Source organism: Microbulbifer sp. A4B17, assembly GCF_003076275.1.
Classification (GTDB): domain Bacteria; phylum Pseudomonadota; class Gammaproteobacteria; order Pseudomonadales; family Cellvibrionaceae; genus Microbulbifer.
The window spans coordinates 3,608,416-3,624,802 of the sequence record NZ_CP029064.1; the positions used below are offsets into that span (position 1 = coordinate 3,608,416).

Here is a 16,387-nt window from a genome sequence, read left to right on the forward strand (position 1 = left end):
AACCCAAGCCGCTGCCTACCTGCGGCAGCCCAAGAGCCAAACGGACTTCCCATGCAGCCGGTCAGCCCACCCTACTTTGAACGCCCCCTGTTTTTCTTTGACCAGTCCCGTTTTCGCAGGGACTTAAGCTCCGGCGATAAGCCAGCACTGGAGATATTCAAAGACGCTGTCGGCGCAGCCGAGCGGCAAATGGCAGAGCGATTTCGCGAGGGGGAGGACGTCGTTACTCTGGTGCACGAGCGCGCCCTGTTTGTAGACTGCCTATTGCACTACGTCTGGCACCAGTTCGAGTGGAGTGAGGGCATAGGTCTTATCGCTGTGGGCGGATACGGGCGCGGTGAGTTACATCCCCACTCCGATATAGATCTGCTGATCCTCTCCAGCGATCACCCCGCCTCTGATACCATCGATAATATTGAGCGCTTCGTGGCCTTCCTGTGGGATCTCGGCCTGGATATTGGCCACTCGGTGCGAAATATCGAGGAGTGCCTGGAGCTGGCCGCGAAAGATATCACCGTGGCCACCAACCTCACCGAATCCCGCACAGTTGTCGGCGACATTACAGTTGGTGAACAGCTGACTTCACAAATGGAGCACAAAAGGCTCTGGCCCACCGAAGAGTTTTTCAAAGCCAAGCTCGCCGAACAGAAAAAACGGCACAGCAACCAGCAGGCTGCTGAATATATTCTCGAGCCCAATATTAAGAACTCTCCCGGGGGCCTGCGGGATATCCAGACAATTGCCTGGGTTGCCAAATATTTTTTCCAAGTGCGCACCCTGAAGCAACTGCAGGGCAAGGCATTTTTTACCGAGGAAGAGTTCGCCATATTACAGTCCGGGGAAACCTTCCTCTGGCGTGTGCGCTACGGCTTGCACCTGCTCGCCGGCCGCGCGGAAGAGCGACTGCTGTTTGACTACCAAAGAGAACTGGCGAAGCAATTCGGTTATGTGGATAGCGACACCCAGCTCGCCGTTGAGCAGTTTATGCACAACTACTACCGCATCGTGATGGCACTGCAGGAATTGAACGATGTACTTCTCCAATATCTCGGCGAAGCCATCCTTCAGCGCAAAGGCAGCCAGCTGGTCATTCCGCTAAATGAGCGATTCCAACTGCGCGACGGCAATATTGAGGTTACCCACCCCCAGGTATTTAACCAGGAGCCCTCGGCCCTGCTAGAGATCTTCGTGCTGATGGCCAACAACCCGGATATTAGCGGAGTACGGGCCTCCACCATCCGCCTGATTCGCGAACACCGACACCTGATCGACGACCAGTTCCGCGCAGATCCGAAAAATACCCAGTTGTTTATGCAGCTGCTTCGCTCACCCCGGGGCTTGTCAACCCAGCTATCCCGAATGACCCGCTACCGCATTCTCGGGCGATACCTACCAGAATTTGGGCAGGTAACCGGGCAAATGCAGCACGACTTATTCCATATCTACACCGTGGATGCCCACACCTTGCAAGTTGTGCGCAATATGCGCAGCTTCCGGAGCCCCGAGGCGCGGGAAAAATTCCCGATTGCAGCGGAAATTCTCGAGCGCATGCGCCAACCGGAACTGCTGTATATTGCCGGTCTCTACCACGATATCGCCAAAGGACGCGGTGGCGACCACTCCAAACTGGGCGTTGTGGATGCAGCGGAATTCTGCCAGCGCCACCACCTGCCCGCCCGCGACCGGCGTCTGGTTTGCTGGCTTGTAGAAAAGCATCTATTGATGAGCCAGGTTTCACAGAAGCAGGACATCAGTGATCCCGAAGTCGTGCACGCTTTCGCCCGTGAAATGGGTGACCGCGAACATCTGGACTACCTGTACGCCCTCACAGTCGCAGATATCAATGCCACCAACCCGGAACTCTGGAACAGCTGGCGGGCCAGTTTGATGCGCCAGCTCTACCAGGCCACCCGGCACGCCCTGCGCCGAGGCCTGGAAAACCCCATCGACCGGGAAGAAATCATCGAGGAAACCCGCTGCCAGGCAATGGAAAAACTGGACGCTATGGGACTTCCGCAAGCTTCGGTGGAAAATATCTGGGCACAAATGGGGGATGACTATTTTGTTCGCGAGACCGCTGACAATATCACTTGGCACACTTCAGCCATCCACGAACTGCACAGCAGCCCTGACACTAGCCAAAAAGACACCCTGGTTTTAACGCGAAACTCGGGGCCCGGCGAGCACGATGGCGCTACCCAGGTTTTTGTCTACACGCCTGATAGAGCCAACGTATTTGCCGCAGCGGTTACCGGGCTGGATATGCTCAACCTGAACGTTCACGATGCGCGCCTGTACAATTCTGCCTCTGGTTATACGCTGGATACTTTTTACGTGCTGGATGAAGCGGGCCAACCGCTACTGGACGAACCCCAGCGCCTAGCGCAGATTCGCGACACTCTACAGCAGGAATTGGCCCTGGTTGAGGACTACTCAAAGATCATTCAGCGACGTACGCCCCGCCGCCTTAAAATGTTTGAATTGAAGAGCCAGGCTCATCTCTCCACTGAGCCCGGCGATCATTACAGCACCCTGGAAATTACCAGTGCCGACAGACCCGGCTTGCTGGCCCGCATCGCGCGTATTTTTATTTCCCACGATCTGCGCCTGCACAATGCAAAAATTTCGACACTCGGCGAACGAGTCGAAGATATTTTTCACATTACCGATGCCGAGGGATCACCACTTACCGACATCGAGGCCAACGGCGCACTGGAAAAAGCCATTTGCCTGGAACTGAACAACCAAGACGCCTAACCGAAAAAACGCCCGAGGCCCGCTCACGACCATGAACCCAAATCTGGAACAGCTGCAGCCCTATCCATTTACCAAGCTGCAAGCCCTGAAAGAGGGCCTCCAAGCGGCGGACAAGCCGCATATTGCACTGTCCATCGGTGAGCCCAAGCATGCGCCACCGGAGTTTGTCAGTGCAGAGCTTGTTCGACACCTGGACAAGCTTGCCGCCTACCCACTGACCAAGGGAATAGAGCCCCTGCGGCAGGCGATCGCCAATTGGCTGAGCCAGCGTTTTCAGCTATCCAATGTGAGCGCAGATAGCCAGGTGCTGCCGGTGAACGGGACCCGGGAAGCACTTTTTGCATTCGCCCAGGCGACCGTTTCCGCAGGCAGCAAAGTCCTGATGCCCAATCCCTTCTACCAGATCTATGAGGGCGCGGCCCTTCTCGCCGGGGCGCAGCCGCACTTTATTAACTGTGTAGCAGAAAACCAATTCAAACCAGATTTCACCTCGGTGCCGGAATCGGTTTGGCAGCAATGCGAATTGCTTTACCTCTGCTCTCCCGGCAACCCCACCGGCGCTCTTCTCGAAGCTGAAGATTTTAAACAGCTGATAGAGAAGGCAGACCGCTACGATTTCACCATCGCCTCCGATGAATGTTATTCGGAGCTGTATTTTGACGAGTCATCACCGCCGGTAGGATTATTACAGGCCTGCGAGGAAATGGGGCGAACAGACTTTCGCCGCTGTGTAGTATTCCACAGCCTATCAAAGCGCTCGAACTTACCCGGGCTTCGCTCGGGCTTCGTCGCCGGTGATGCCGATCTGCTGCAAAAGTTTTTGCTCTATCGAACTTACCACGGCTGCGCCATGCCGCTGCCCAATCAATATGCTTCGATCGCAGCCTGGCAGGATGAGGAACACGTCCGCCAGAATCGCGCGCTTTACAGTGAAAAGTTTTCTTCAGTTCTCGAAATTCTCGACGGCTGCCTAGAGGTACAACAGCCACAGGCAAGCTTTTATCTATGGCCCAAGGTCGGGGATGGTGAGCGTTTTGCCAGGGAACTCTATGAGGCGCAAAATATCACGGTACTTCCCGGTGCATTTCTCGCCCGCGATAGCATCGGCTTGAACCCCGGTCGCGAGTATGTGCGTCTGGCACTGGTAGCGACACTGCAAGAGTGCATCGACGCAGCGCACCGTATAAAGGCATTTTGCAGGTAAGGCCAACTCACTCTTCAAGAACAACTGACAATTCGAGAACATACAGGAACCCCACGCCCAGGCATATCTTAACAATGGCAGTAAAAAATCTACTCAAACAAGAGCGCGTCACTTATATTTTGCAGCGCCTGGAGGAACTCTACCCGGAAACTCCCGTTCCTCTCGATCACAAAGACTCCTATACCCTGTTGGTTGCGGTACTCCTATCCGCTCAGTGCACCGATGAGCGTGTCAACCAGATAACCCCTGCGCTCTGGCAGCTGGCAGACAACCCCACGGATATGGCGCAGGTCCCGGTAGAAGAGATCCAAAAAGTCATTCGCCCCTGTGGCCTCTCCCCGCAAAAATCCAAAGCCATCAGCAAGCTCTCGCAGATCCTGATCAACGAATACCACGGCGAAGTGCCCGAGAATATGGCCGCGCTGGAGACCCTGCCCGGGGTCGGACACAAGACGGCGAGCGTGGTTATGTCACAGGCTTTTGGGCACCCGGCGTTTCCCGTCGATACCCACATTCACAGATTGGCCCAGCGCTGGGGCCTAACGAATGGCAAAAATGTCACCCAGACGGAAAAAGACCTGAAGCGGCTGTTCCCAAGAGACAAGTGGAATAAATTGCACCTGCAGATTATTTTCTACGGTCGCGAGTTCTGCTCTGCGCGGGGCTGCGATGGCACCGTCTGTGAAATCTGCACAACCTGCTACCCCAACCGTAAAAACCCCAAGAAAACCCAAAAGGCGTAACCGTGATTACTCTGTACGGCATTAAAAACTGTGACACCGTAAAAAAAGCCCGTAAATGGCTGGAGAAAAATGGAGTCGATTATCGCTTTCACGATTTTCGCGTAGACGGCATGGAAGATGTCCCCCTACAAGCATGGCTGGATAAATTTGGCTGGCAAGAGGTCCTAAATCGCCGCTCAACGAGCTGGCGTGAACTGAGCGATGAACAGAAAAACGAAATGGACAATGCACTCGCTTTAGATCTGGCCAGTGCAACCCCTACCTTAATCAAACGCCCGGTCACCACCACCTCAAAGGAAACCCTTTTCGGTTTTAAAGAGGCGACCTTCGAACAACTGCAAAGCTAGTCGAATTAGGAGATAACCACCATGAGCAATATTTACAGCATCGGTTTTGGTGTCGGCACCTGTAACAGCAAGGGCGACTGGCTGGAAGTTTACTACCCCAAACCCCTGTTTAAACCCAGCGCAGAAATCGCTAACGCAGTTACTAAAACTCTCGGCGTGGCAGAGGGAAATCACAGCCTGCCTCTGGACTCCACCCAGCTACAGAAATTAGCCGATGCTCTTCACAGTGCAGGCGCCGCTGACCAGGCGGAAATCCTGCAGCAGTTCGCCAATTCCCAAAGACCTCTCGCAGTAGTTATTTTGGCTACTGACGAAGCCCCGCAGTCAGTGCCCGAGGCCTACCTGAAGCTACATCTTCTCTCCCACCGCCTGGTAAAACCCCACGAGACCAAACTCGACGGTATTTTTGGCAAGCTGGTTAATGTCGCCTGGACCAATCAGGGAGCCATTGATCTTGAGGAATTACCGCAGCGACAACTGGATGCAAGACTCAAAGGTGAGTACCTGGATGTCTCCTGCGTGGATAAATTCCCCAAGATGACCAATTACGTAGTACCAGCTGGAGTTCGTATCGCCCACACCGCTCGAGTGCGCCTGGGCGCATACCTGGGGGAAGGCACCACTATCATGCACGAGGGCTTTGTTAACTTTAATGCTGGCACCGAAGGACCCGGCATGATTGAAGGCCGTATTTCCGCCGGGGTATTTGTCGGCGCCGGTTCTGATCTCGGTGGCAGCAGTTCTACCATGGGTACACTTTCCGGTGGCGGAAATATCGTTATCTCGGTAGGCGACAACTGCCTGCTCGGCGCTAATGCCGGTATCGGCATTCCCCTTGGCGACCGCTGCACTGTCGAGGCTGGGCTCTACATTACAGCTGGAACTAAAATCGCCCTGCTGGATGACAGCGGCAAGCTGGTAGAGTACATCAAGGCCAGAGATCTGGCCGGAAAATCCGATTTACTTTTCCGCCGCAACTCCACTAATGGTGCAGTGGAATGTCTCACCAACAAGAGTGCTATCGAGCTCAATGAAGCTCTACACAGCAATTAAAATTGCACGGTGCGGAACTTCAATTCCGCACCGCTGCGCCCCACCCCTTTAGCCGCCCCTTTGCGGCCCATCTCTCTATACAAGGAAAGCCCTAGTGACTCCCACTCTCCAACTCGCTTTCGACCTGATTCGCCGCCGCTCTGTCACCCCCGAAGATGCGGGGTGTATGGACCTTATGATCCAGCGCCTGGAAAAAATAGGATTCCAGGTAACAAAATTGCGCAGAGGTGACACCGATAATTTTTGGGCTGTGCGCGATGGCTCTAGTGAAGGCTCCCTACTCGCCTTTGCCGGACACACCGATGTCGTACCCACAGGCCCAGAAGAAAACTGGAGCTGCCCCCCCTTCGAGCCTGAAATTCGCGACGGTTTTCTATATGGCCGTGGTGCGGCGGATATGAAGGGTTCCCTGGCAGCCATGGTGGTTGCCTGTGAGGAGTTCGTTGCGGCACACCCAGACCACAGCGGGCGTATAGCATTTCTAATCACCAGCGACGAAGAGGGCCCGGCAACAAACGGCACCGTTAAGGTTGTCGAGTGGCTCGAAGAGCAGGGGGAAAAGATTGACTGCTGTATCGTCGGCGAACCATCCAGTAGTGAACGGGTTGGCGATATCATCAAAAATGGGCGCAGGGGCTCGCTCGGCCTGGAACTAAAAGTTCTCGGCACCCAGGGCCATGTGGCCTACCCTCACCTGGCCGAGAATCCGATACATACCCTGGCCCCTGCTCTCGCTGAACTCGCTGCCGAGGAGTGGGACCAGGGGAATGAATTCTTCCCCGCAACCAGCTTCCAGGTTTCCAATATCAATGGCGGCACCGGTGCAACCAATGTTATTCCCGGCGAAGTAGACCTGGTGTGCAACTGGCGCTTTTCCACTGAATTAACCGCCGAAGACCTGGAGACCCGGGCGCGGGCAATTCTGGACAAATACAACCTCAAATACGAGGCGAACTTTAAATTATCCGGACTGCCCTTTCTCACCGCTGAGGGCCCCCTGGTTCAGGCAACTCAGCAGGCAATTCTCACAATCACTGGAGAAAAAACGGAGCTATCAACCGCTGGCGGCACTTCCGATGGCCGTTTTATTGCCCCTACCGGAGCCCAGGTCGTAGAACTGGGACCGGTAAATGCCACTATTCATAAAGTGGACGAAAGGGTTGAGGCCGACCACTTGGATATCCTCAAAGATATTTATCGGGAAGTCTTAAAAGAGCTACTCACTTAAATTAATCCGGCTCAGCCTAGAGGCTCGAAAAGGGCGAAAGCTCAACGTGTTCTTTTGAGAGACCCCAGCTTTCACGGCTGGGGCAGTAAAACTCCAGTAAGTTTATCCAGCAAAAACTGGCTATCTCTTGAATATTGCAATTCAGCATATCTACCAACTCTGCCAATACAACACCCAATTATTCCAGACCGTGCAAGGTGGCTCGAGCCGACACAATTTATCGAGAGCACCAACTATCGCCAAGTTGGTTTAGACTACTAAATAAGTTGCGGCAGAGATACTTCGCGAATCGCGCCGACGACCACCAACCGCCCACTGATTCTCGAGTCGCGCAGCTCCTGCCACCAACTCGAGCCCTCGAGAAAGACGCCATGAAAAGCGTAATCAAGTTGGACCCGCACAACCCAAGTGGCGAAGGCCTTGAGTCCTGGGCTGTCATCCCTCCCTCTTTTCTTACCGGCCCGACACCTATCCAGCGAGGGTATAAAGCCTTTGAGCGCAACGGCCTCTGCACTGGGACCTGGGATTGCTCTGGCGGAAGCAGCACAGGGCTCAATCCCTATCCATTCTTTGAGTTCATGCTTCTGATCGAGGGCCACGTCGGCATTATCGACGAAACAGGACATAAAGAAGTTATCTCTGCTGGAGAGCCGTTTTTCCTCCCGCAAGGCCTTAATTGCGCATGGGACATGCCGGTATATTACCGCAAGTACTTTATCAACCTATTCAATGATGAGTATCCTGCAGAGACTGATCCGTCTAAGCTGAGAGTCGTGCGCCCGCTTCCAAACATTTCAGAAGGTGACTGCAGAGAGACCAGCCTCAGCGCCCTAGAGCCACACCAAGCCAGACACCTGGCATACGAGTCTGGCGATGGCAGGATCCAGGTCGGCACATTGATGTCTGGCCCTTGTCGTTGCGATATCACAGATTTCAGTCGGAGCGAACTGATATGTATGCTGGAGGGGGCGGTACGGGTCACAACGTCAAACGGTGAGGAGACCTTCCACGCCGGTGACAGCTTCTTCGTACCGTTGAATGCCCCAGTCGGGTGGCACGCCGACAAACCTTTTCGCGCATTCTTTTGCGCAGTCTGGCCCTGAGCATCAATGGATTACATCAATGACTGTCCTCATCTTTGGTGGCTCAGGAAACGTCGGCCGGGCCCTCATTCCGATCTTGTATGCGAGTGGAGCAAAGATCCGGGTTGCCACACGATCGACTGCCTATGCCGCAAGTCTCCCCGATGATATTGATACAGTCATTGCCGATATGGACGATCCTTCCACCCTGAGGCCCGCATTTAAGGGGGTTGAGAGTGTCTTTCTGCTCATCGCAAATAGCCCCAAGGAGACCCAGCAAGGCCTGTCCACGCTGGCGATTGCCGCTGAATCACCCCCCAGGCACATCGTTTATCTATCGAGCGATCTTGCAGTTCGCGCACCGATGATCCCTCATGCGGGTGGAAAATTCGCCATTGAAACAGCGCTGCGAGCAAGCGGGATCGCGCATACGATACTGCGGCCCACCTACTTCGCTCAGAATGATCTTGTTCAGAAGGATGTGATCACTGCAGGTGCTTATGCAACGCCGTTGGGGGCCCACCCGGTTGCACGCATCGATACCCGTGATGTTGCGCTCGCAGCAGCTACAGCACTCTTAGACATAAGGGCGAAGAACGAAGTATTTCTTTTGTCGAGTTTGGATGCCCCTAACGGCAATGAAACCGCTGCACTCTGGTCCATAGCACTTGGTCGCGCCGTCATCTACCCTGACCTAACGCCGGAAGACTTTGCCAACAGCATCGAAACCATGGTGCCTCCATGGCTGAATTTCGATCTTCTGATCATGCATCGCTGGTTCAAAACAAACGGCCATCCAGTCAATCAGGAAGATCTCGAGGCTCAGGCCGCACTTTTACCACAGGGTCCGCGAAGCTATCGGAGTTTCGTAGAAGAAACGGCCAATATATGGCAGAGTGAAACCCAAAGCCGCTAAGTACCGTAGCTCAACCCATTCTCAACACAGCCGCTATCGTCTTAGTGGTAGGTCGCCCTTTATGTCGTTAGCCCAATACACACCCTGACCCCGGCTCTCATTGAAACTGCGCCTACCAGAATTATGGTTGCCGAACCAGGACCTGAAAAACCTCTATTCACATAGTGGACGAAAGGGGTGAGACCGACCACTTTGATACCCTCAAAGATATTTATCGGAAAGTATTAAAAGAGCCATCACTTCAATTAACCTGGCTTAGTTTGGAGACTCAAAAGGTGCGAAAGCACCAAGTTTACTTTTGAGCTGCCACAGTTCTCCTGGCTGGGAAAGTGAATCTCCAGGAAGTTTATCCACCCAATAAACTGACTACTCCTTCAATATTGCAATTCAACGTATTTGGCCCCTCTGACACGATCCCTTCGGTATGCTCCGTCAAACAATAATAAGGAGCCCATTGACTATGAGCAGGTTTATAGAATTTATTGCTGGGGCGATTTCAGCCCATTCAAACACAAATGAACCCTTACCCAGTTTTAGTTACGAGGACATATTCGACCGCGAGTATGCCCGCGATCCACGGTTTGGCGCCAACGATAAAAATATTTATTACGGCACAACTCCCTAGGGTCTGCCTACACTAATCATTCTATCTGTGAAAAGTAAAAAGCTAATGACGAATATAAAAGTTATATCTAATTTATCAGATCAAAAAAATCTTCGGAACCCTTTCAGCCTTCATGGAGAGTGGCATTGATTCAACAACCCAAAAGATAAAGCTTTTCACGCGGACACCCATAAATTTTGTTTCCGATCCTTCTACTCAGCAACTTATTGTTTTGAAAGGCCAAGCTGAAACATCAACAAATCAATTAACATAAACAAAATAATCACATCTTTACAAAAATTAAAATTAATATGCGAAGCTAGCTTTCTAAAGAGTGCAGTAAACTAGAAAACCTAGCGATTTAAGTAACTGATACCCCCTTATCATTCCAAAACCCAACCTCCTTTAAAGTGAAAATTAAAAATCCTAGCTATTGTTGCCGCCCTCATGAATCAATCGATCATTAAAGTTAAAGATCTGTAAAGATAAAAGCCCTTAACATGAGGGACTTTTTGGCACTCCACTTTCCATATAATTTCGAGACCTATATACTGGACCTCAGTAGCCAATACTGCCGTTTCAACTAAAAAACCATCATTGGTTACGTTTCGACATCAAAGAAATGATAGCTTATGAAAAATTTAAAAAATCCTCGTCAAACCATTATCAACTGGAGCTTTTGGTCACTGCTCTTCTTGTTATTTTCCTGGTGGCATGGAACATTCGAACGCCCTCTTTCCGCAGAAGAAAAACAGTACTACTCCGAAAAGCTGGCAGAATTAAATCCCGATGAATCGCCATCAGAATTTTTGAAGTTACTTGAACGGGATCGCGGTGAACCAATTTTTATGTTGAATGCTATCAAGCACTATGACGAACCTGTTAAAACTAAAGATCAAAGTAGACCAGTGAGTTCAAAGGAGGTCGCGAAAAACTATAATAATTACGTGATGAGTTTCTTAATTAAGCGCGGGAGCTATCCGATTTTTTTGGGAGACGCTTTAGGCGCAACTGCGGCAAAGTGGGGTGTTGATTATGAAGGTGACTGGTCTACTGCCGCAGTGGTAAGATATCGCAGCATGCGCACCCTTCTAGATTTAGCAATAGATCCAACCTTCAGGGAAAAACACCACTATAAAAAATCAGCATTAGAGCGCACTATTGCTTACCCTAATGAGGCACGCCTGATAGCGGGAGGCCTCAACCTAGTAGCCTTTCTTATCCTTTTATGCGGAGCGCTAGTCTCCCAGCTGATCATCAACAGACGGAAGAAATGAAAATGTGTGGACCACCTGTAATTGGCTTTAGGTGGGACCCCTTGGAATTCAATGCATACGGCAGATAAAACCGTGCCTGGCAATATAAAAAATAGCGTCAATAACTTATATAGTTGGTATCTTTACGCTCCCTCGCTGCAAGGGCTAAAGATGTTCGAAGTTTTGAGTTGCACTTTTGACCGAACAAACGGCCATCCAGACAATTAGGAAAATCTCGAGACTCAGGCCGCTCTTTTGCCAGAGGACCTGCGAAGCTATCGGAGTTTCGTAGTAGAAAAAACCAACCTATGAAGGAGTGGGACCCATAGCCGCTGAGTACCGTTACTTAATCTCTTTTTCAACACGGTCTCAATCGTCGTAGTAATAGTTAGCCCCCTGCATCGCAAACCCAATACGCGCCCTGGCCCTCCAAACCAGGGCTGCTAAATGCCACTATTCATAATAGTGACGAAAAGGTTAAGGCAAACTATTTGAGTACCCTCAAAGATATTTATCAAGAAATATTAAAAGAGATACCTGCGTAAATTAACCCACCTCAGGCTGGAAGCTCGAAAAGGGCGAAAGCTCCAAGTGTACTTGCTAGGTGTCCCAGATTTCCTGGGTGGGAAGGTAAGATTTCAGTAGGTTTATCCGCCAAATAAACTGACTATCCCTTCAATACTGCACTTCAGCGTATTTATCCCCTCTGTTGACACCCCTTCGGTATGCTGCATCTAACAATAAAAAGGAGCTCACGGACCATGGATAGGTTTATAAAGTTTATCGCTGCGGCAGTTATTGCAAGCCCGGCATTTTCCGCCCACGCAAATACAAATGAACATTCACCCAATTTTAGCTACGAGGATATCTTCGACCTGGAGTACGCCAGCGACCCACAGTTTGGCACTAACGATAAAAACATTTATTACGTGCGCAACTCCCTGAACAAAATGGCAGATACCACAAGGGCAAACCTCTGGTATATCAGCGATGATGGCAAAGATCACCGCCCCTTAACTTCGGGAGATTTTCACGACCACTCCCCACTTCTATCTCCAGATGGAAAAACTATTGCCTTTATCAGCGACAGGAGTGGAAAGCCCCAGATACATTTATTGTGGTTGGACAACGGTAAAAGCGAGCAAATTTCCCACCTACCCAAAGCTCCATCAAATATCCAGTGGTCTCACGATGGCGAGCATATTGCCTTCACCATGTTCGTACCCGAAAGCAAACCACTGCCAGTAGAGCTTCCCACACCACCAGAGGGGGCCGAGTGGGAGGAACCACCCCAGTTTATCGACAAGGGCTTATATCGCATTGAGGGCCAGGGATATTTAGAACAGGGCAATTCACAGGTTTTCATGATTTCCCGTGAAGGAGGCACTCCACGCCAACTCACCAGTGGGGACTACGAGCACAACAGCCAACTCAGCTGGGACAAAAATAATAAAGCCATTTACTTTTCAGCAAATCGCCACCCAAATCATGAAATTGAAATGCTGGATTCAGAAATTTACAAAGTAAATATCGACGATGGGAACATTGAACAAATAACCGAAAGATTTGGCCCCGACCTTCAGCCTCAAATCTCACCCGACGGAAGAAAGCTGGCTTATATAGGCTATGAAGACCAGCGGTTTTCCTATCACCAAAACACTTTGCGAGTGATCGACCTCACTAGTGGAAAAAACCAGCTAATAAAAACTGCCAGTGATCGTAGCGTTTCCGATTTTCAATGGTTCGCCGACAGCAAGCGTATTGCTTACAGTTATGACGATCATGGCTCAACCAAAATTGCCATTAAGAAAATTGGCGGAAAGGAAACCTTGATAGCGGATGACGCCGGTGGACTGACATTAGGCGCGCCCTATAGTTTTTCAGATTTTGCTGTCTCTAAACGCGGGAACGTTGTTTATACACAAACCACACCTCAGATTCCCGCAGAACTTGCAATTTCCCGTGGCGGCAAGATAAAAACTCTTACGGCGATCAACAATGATTTGATACCGCTACGCAATATGGCCCATGTGGAAGAGATAAACTATAAATCCAGCTTCGATGGTCGCAATATCCAGGGCTGGATAGCCTACCCCCCAAATTTCGACCCCCAAAATAAATACCCTCTGTTACTTGAGATTCACGGCGGCCCACTAGCCAACTACGGCCCGCGTTTTTCTGCCGAAATGCAACTATTTGCCGCCGCAGGCTATGTCGTGCTCTACACCAACCCTCGCGGCTCTACCAGCTACGGCAACGAGTTTGCCAACTTGATCCATCACAACTTCCCAAGCCAGGATTACGATGACCTAATGGCAGGTGTCGATGCGGTCATCGCCCAAGGCTATATTGATGAGGAGCAATTATTTGTTACCGGCGGAAGTGCCGGCGGCACACTGACAGCCTGGATTATCGGCAAAACTGAACGATTCAGGGCCGCGGTAGTTGTCGCACCTGTAATCAATTGGGAGAGCTTTGTTCTAACTGCCGATTACTCCAAATTATTTACTCGCTACTGGTTTTCCGGGATGCCTTGGGAGACCCCCGAGGAGTATCGACGCCGCTCTCCACTCACATATATTGGCAATATCACTACACCGACCATGCTATTGACTGGCGAAAACGATTATCGCACCCCGATATCCGAGACCGAGCAGTTTTACCAAGCACTAAAGTTAAACGATGTAGAGGCGGCTATGGTACGCCTCCCCAATACATCCCATAACTTCTCTGACAGACCCAGTAAGAGAATCTCTAAAGTAGCCTCGACCCTCTACTGGTTTGATCAACACAAACCCAATAGAGAAAATGAAAGCGAGGACTTGGCAACCAACTAATTCAAAATTTTACAGGCATATTCGGCCAAATAACGGAGTAGCAGGTCAGCCAACCCGCTACTCCATCACGGATTATCCCATCGAGCACACCAGTCAACGGATCACTCCCTTTGCCCCCCCTTCCTCAGGTATCCTCTAGGAAACAAGAAGGAGGAGCCTAAAGATCATGAACCGGCTAATAAAAATTGTCGCAGCGATGTTTATCGCCAGCCCTGCGCTCGCTGATAACCAACTACCCAATTTTAGTTACGAGGATGTATTTAATCTCGAATACGCGAGTAGCCCTCAGTTCAGCAGTGACGGGAAAAGTATTTATTACGTCCGCAACTCAATGAACAAAATGAAAGACGGCAAGCGCGCGAACCTTTGGCGTATCGGTACCGATGGCAAAGATCACCGCCCTCTGACCTCTGGAGACTACTCCGATTACTCCCCACAGCTATCCCCCGACGGGAAGACCATCGCTTTTATCAGCACCCGCAGTGGCAGCCCACAGATCCACCTGCTGTGGTTAGATAATGGCCAGAATCTGCAGATTACTCACCTGCCAAAATCCCCCTCCAATATCCAGTGGTCACGGGATGGTAAGCAAATAGCTTTCACCATGTTTGTACCGGAAAGCAAACCTCTGCCAGTACAGCTCCCCAGCGCGCCGGAAGGCGCAGAGTGGGCTAAGCCACCACAGTTTATCGACAGCAGCATTTATCGTTCAGATGGCATGGGCTATTTAAAGCAGGGACATGTACAGGTTTTTGTGATCCCTCGGGAGGGAGGTACCCCTCGCCAACTCACCGAAGGCGAGTACGATCACCACAGCAGTCTCGCCTGGAGTAAAAATAACGATGCAATTTACTTCTCAGCCAATCGTCATCCCGATCACGAAATTGAGCTGATGAACTCAGAAATTTACAAGGTAAGCCTAAAAAACGGCAACATCGAGCAGATTACCGAACGCTATGGTCCCGACCATCACCCACAGATGTCTCCAGATGGTACAAAGCTGGCCTATTTGGGTTTTGAGGATCAGAAGCTCGGATACCAACAACATACTCTGCGCGTCCTGGATCTCAATAGCGGGAAGTCTCGTAAAATAAAAACTGCCAAGGATCGCAGCATCTCCAACTTCCACTGGCTGGGCGATAGTAAGCGAATTGCCTATAGCTACGACGATCACGGCTCCACCAAAATAGCCATCAAGAAAATTGGTTCCAGCGAAACCTTGATGGCCAGCGACGCTGGAGGCCTTTCGCTGGGGCGCCCATACTCCGGTGCCAATTTTGCAGTCTCCAAACGCGGGGACATCGCCTACACACAAACAACCCCTCAGAATCCCGCCGAACTGGCTCTAGCGCGCAACGGCAAAACCCAGGCACTCACCGAGCTCAATGGCGACCTGATGCCACTGCGCGAGATGGCAAATATTGAGGAGATCAACTACAAATCGAGCTTTGACGGCCGAGATGTTCAGGGCTGGGTCGCTTACCCACCCAATTTCGACCCCGAGAAGAAGTATCCCCTTCTATTGGAAATTCACGGTGGTCCCTTCTCTAATTACGGCCCCAGATTTGCCGCCGAAGTCCAGTTATTTGCCGCTGCTGGTTATGTTGTTCTGTACACTAACCCCCGTGGCTCCACCAGCTACGGCCATGAATTTGCCAACTTAATTCACCATAACTACCCGAGCCAGGATTACGACGACCTGATCTCTGGCGTCGACGCTGTAATTTCTCAAGGTTATATTGATGAAGAGCAGCTATTTGTTACTGGTGGCAGTGGTGGGGGTACACTGACAGCCTGGATTATTGGCAAAACCGATCGCTTCAGAGCTGCTGTTGTTGCCAAGCCTGTCATCAACTGGGAGAGCTTCGTTTTAACTGCCGATTATTCGAGGTTTTTTACCAGCTACTGGTTTTCAGGCATGCCCTGGGAAAAACCTGAGGAATACCGCCGCCGTTCACCACTCACTTACGTTGGAAATGTTACCACTCCCACCATGCTCTTAACTGGGGAAGAGGATTACCGCACACCGATGTCAGAAACGGAACAGTTTTATCAAGCGCTTAAACTTAATGATGTTGACGCTGCCATGGTTCGCATTCCTGGGGCATCCCACAGTATTGCTGCCAGGCCAAGTCAGTTAGTGGCAAAAGTTGCATCGATTCTATATTGGTTTGATCAACACAAACCCGATAGGGAGAATGAGAGTGAGTATATAGTGAGCAATTAACTAAATTTCATCCACCGACTCTGCCTATTCAGAAAGGAGCGGATCAACCGACCCGCTCCTGATTCAAGAGTTACCCCTTCAAGCACACTGCCACTTCTCAATCAAACCATCAGCAGCTTACTTAATAGCTCTC

12 protein-coding genes are annotated in these 16,387 nt (G+C 51.0%); all 12 read left to right on the forward strand.

All coding sequences use genetic code 11. The features are described 5' to 3' along the window. The first annotated feature begins 51 nt into the window (after positions 1 to 51). Positions 52 to 2,757, forward strand: coding sequence for a [protein-PII] uridylyltransferase (locus BTJ40_RS15905; RefSeq protein WP_108734019.1), 2,706 nt, complete (start codon positions 52 to 54; stop codon positions 2,755 to 2,757). A gap of 31 nt (positions 2,758 to 2,788) precedes the next feature. Beyond that, positions 2,789 to 3,961 (forward strand): succinyldiaminopimelate transaminase, encoded by a 1,173-nt coding sequence (dapC, locus tag BTJ40_RS15910; RefSeq protein ID WP_108734020.1) that lies wholly within the window; start codon positions 2,789 to 2,791, stop codon positions 3,959 to 3,961. Positions 3,962 to 4,035: 74 nt separating this feature from the next. After that, positions 4,036 to 4,704: an endonuclease III gene (nth, locus tag BTJ40_RS15915; RefSeq protein ID WP_108734021.1), complete on the forward strand. Its 669-nt coding sequence runs from the start codon at positions 4,036 to 4,038 to the stop codon at positions 4,702 to 4,704. Positions 4,705 to 4,706: 2 nt separating this feature from the next. Beyond that, positions 4,707 to 5,051 (forward strand): ArsC family reductase, encoded by a 345-nt coding sequence (locus BTJ40_RS15920; protein ID WP_108734022.1) that lies wholly within the window; start codon positions 4,707 to 4,709, stop codon positions 5,049 to 5,051. Between the two features lie 21 nt (positions 5,052 to 5,072). Then, the gene (gene dapD, locus BTJ40_RS15925) at positions 5,073 to 6,104 is read left to right on the forward strand and encodes a 2,3,4,5-tetrahydropyridine-2,6-dicarboxylate N-succinyltransferase (protein ID WP_108734023.1); all 1,032 of its coding nucleotides are present in this window, start codon (positions 5,073 to 5,075) and stop codon (positions 6,102 to 6,104) included. Positions 6,105 to 6,198: 94 nt separating this feature from the next. Next, positions 6,199 to 7,332 carry a succinyl-diaminopimelate desuccinylase gene (gene dapE / locus BTJ40_RS15930; RefSeq protein ID WP_108734024.1) on the forward strand — a complete coding sequence of 378 codons (1,134 nt, stop codon included), beginning with the start codon at positions 6,199 to 6,201 and terminating at the stop codon, positions 7,330 to 7,332. Positions 7,333 to 7,703: 371 nt separating this feature from the next. Further along, on the forward strand, positions 7,704 to 8,435 hold the full coding sequence (locus BTJ40_RS15935) for a cupin domain-containing protein (RefSeq protein WP_108734025.1): 732 nt from the start codon (positions 7,704 to 7,706) through the stop codon (positions 8,433 to 8,435). A 19-nt stretch (positions 8,436 to 8,454) separates the two neighbouring features. Beyond that, positions 8,455 to 9,330: an SDR family oxidoreductase gene (locus BTJ40_RS15940; protein ID WP_157954113.1), complete on the forward strand. Its 876-nt coding sequence runs from the start codon at positions 8,455 to 8,457 to the stop codon at positions 9,328 to 9,330. Between the two features lie 460 nt (positions 9,331 to 9,790). Beyond that, positions 9,791 to 9,955, forward strand: coding sequence for a hypothetical protein (locus BTJ40_RS22365; protein WP_157954115.1), 165 nt, complete (start codon positions 9,791 to 9,793; stop codon positions 9,953 to 9,955). A gap of 611 nt (positions 9,956 to 10,566) precedes the next feature. Continuing rightward, a complete protein-coding gene (locus tag BTJ40_RS15945; protein WP_108734027.1) occupies positions 10,567 to 11,211 on the forward strand; it encodes a hypothetical protein in 645 nt (214 codons plus the stop codon). 740 nt (positions 11,212 to 11,951) lie between these two features. Continuing rightward, positions 11,952 to 14,027 (forward strand): S9 family peptidase, encoded by a 2,076-nt coding sequence (locus BTJ40_RS15950; RefSeq protein ID WP_108734028.1) that lies wholly within the window; start codon positions 11,952 to 11,954, stop codon positions 14,025 to 14,027. A 166-nt stretch (positions 14,028 to 14,193) separates the two neighbouring features. Next, a complete protein-coding gene (locus BTJ40_RS15955) occupies positions 14,194 to 16,254 on the forward strand; it encodes a S9 family peptidase (RefSeq protein ID WP_108734029.1) in 2,061 nt (686 codons plus the stop codon). Positions 16,255 to 16,387: the final 133 nt, after the last annotated feature.

Excerpts from the sequence above, each read along its gene's own strand:
- dapD (WP_108734023.1), top strand. The coding sequence starts at position 5,073 with ATGAGCAATATTTACAGCATCGGTTTTGGTGTCGGCACCTGTAACAGC.
- dapC (WP_108734020.1), top strand. The coding sequence starts at position 2,789 with ATGAACCCAAATCTGGAACAGCTGCAGCCCTATCCATTTACCAAGCTG.
- BTJ40_RS22365 (WP_157954115.1), top strand. The coding sequence starts at position 9,791 with ATGAGCAGGTTTATAGAATTTATTGCTGGGGCGATTTCAGCCCATTCA.
- BTJ40_RS15905 (WP_108734019.1), top strand. The coding sequence starts at position 52 with ATGCAGCCGGTCAGCCCACCCTACTTTGAACGCCCCCTGTTTTTCTTT.
- BTJ40_RS15950 (WP_108734028.1), top strand. The coding sequence starts at position 11,952 with ATGGATAGGTTTATAAAGTTTATCGCTGCGGCAGTTATTGCAAGCCCG.
- BTJ40_RS15955 (WP_108734029.1), top strand. The coding sequence starts at position 14,194 with ATGAACCGGCTAATAAAAATTGTCGCAGCGATGTTTATCGCCAGCCCT.
- BTJ40_RS15940 (WP_157954113.1), top strand. The coding sequence starts at position 8,455 with ATGACTGTCCTCATCTTTGGTGGCTCAGGAAACGTCGGCCGGGCCCTC.
- BTJ40_RS15945 (WP_108734027.1), top strand. The coding sequence starts at position 10,567 with ATGAAAAATTTAAAAAATCCTCGTCAAACCATTATCAACTGGAGCTTT.
- BTJ40_RS15935 (WP_108734025.1), top strand. The coding sequence starts at position 7,704 with ATGAAAAGCGTAATCAAGTTGGACCCGCACAACCCAAGTGGCGAAGGC.
- nth (WP_108734021.1), top strand. The coding sequence starts at position 4,036 with ATGGCAGTAAAAAATCTACTCAAACAAGAGCGCGTCACTTATATTTTG.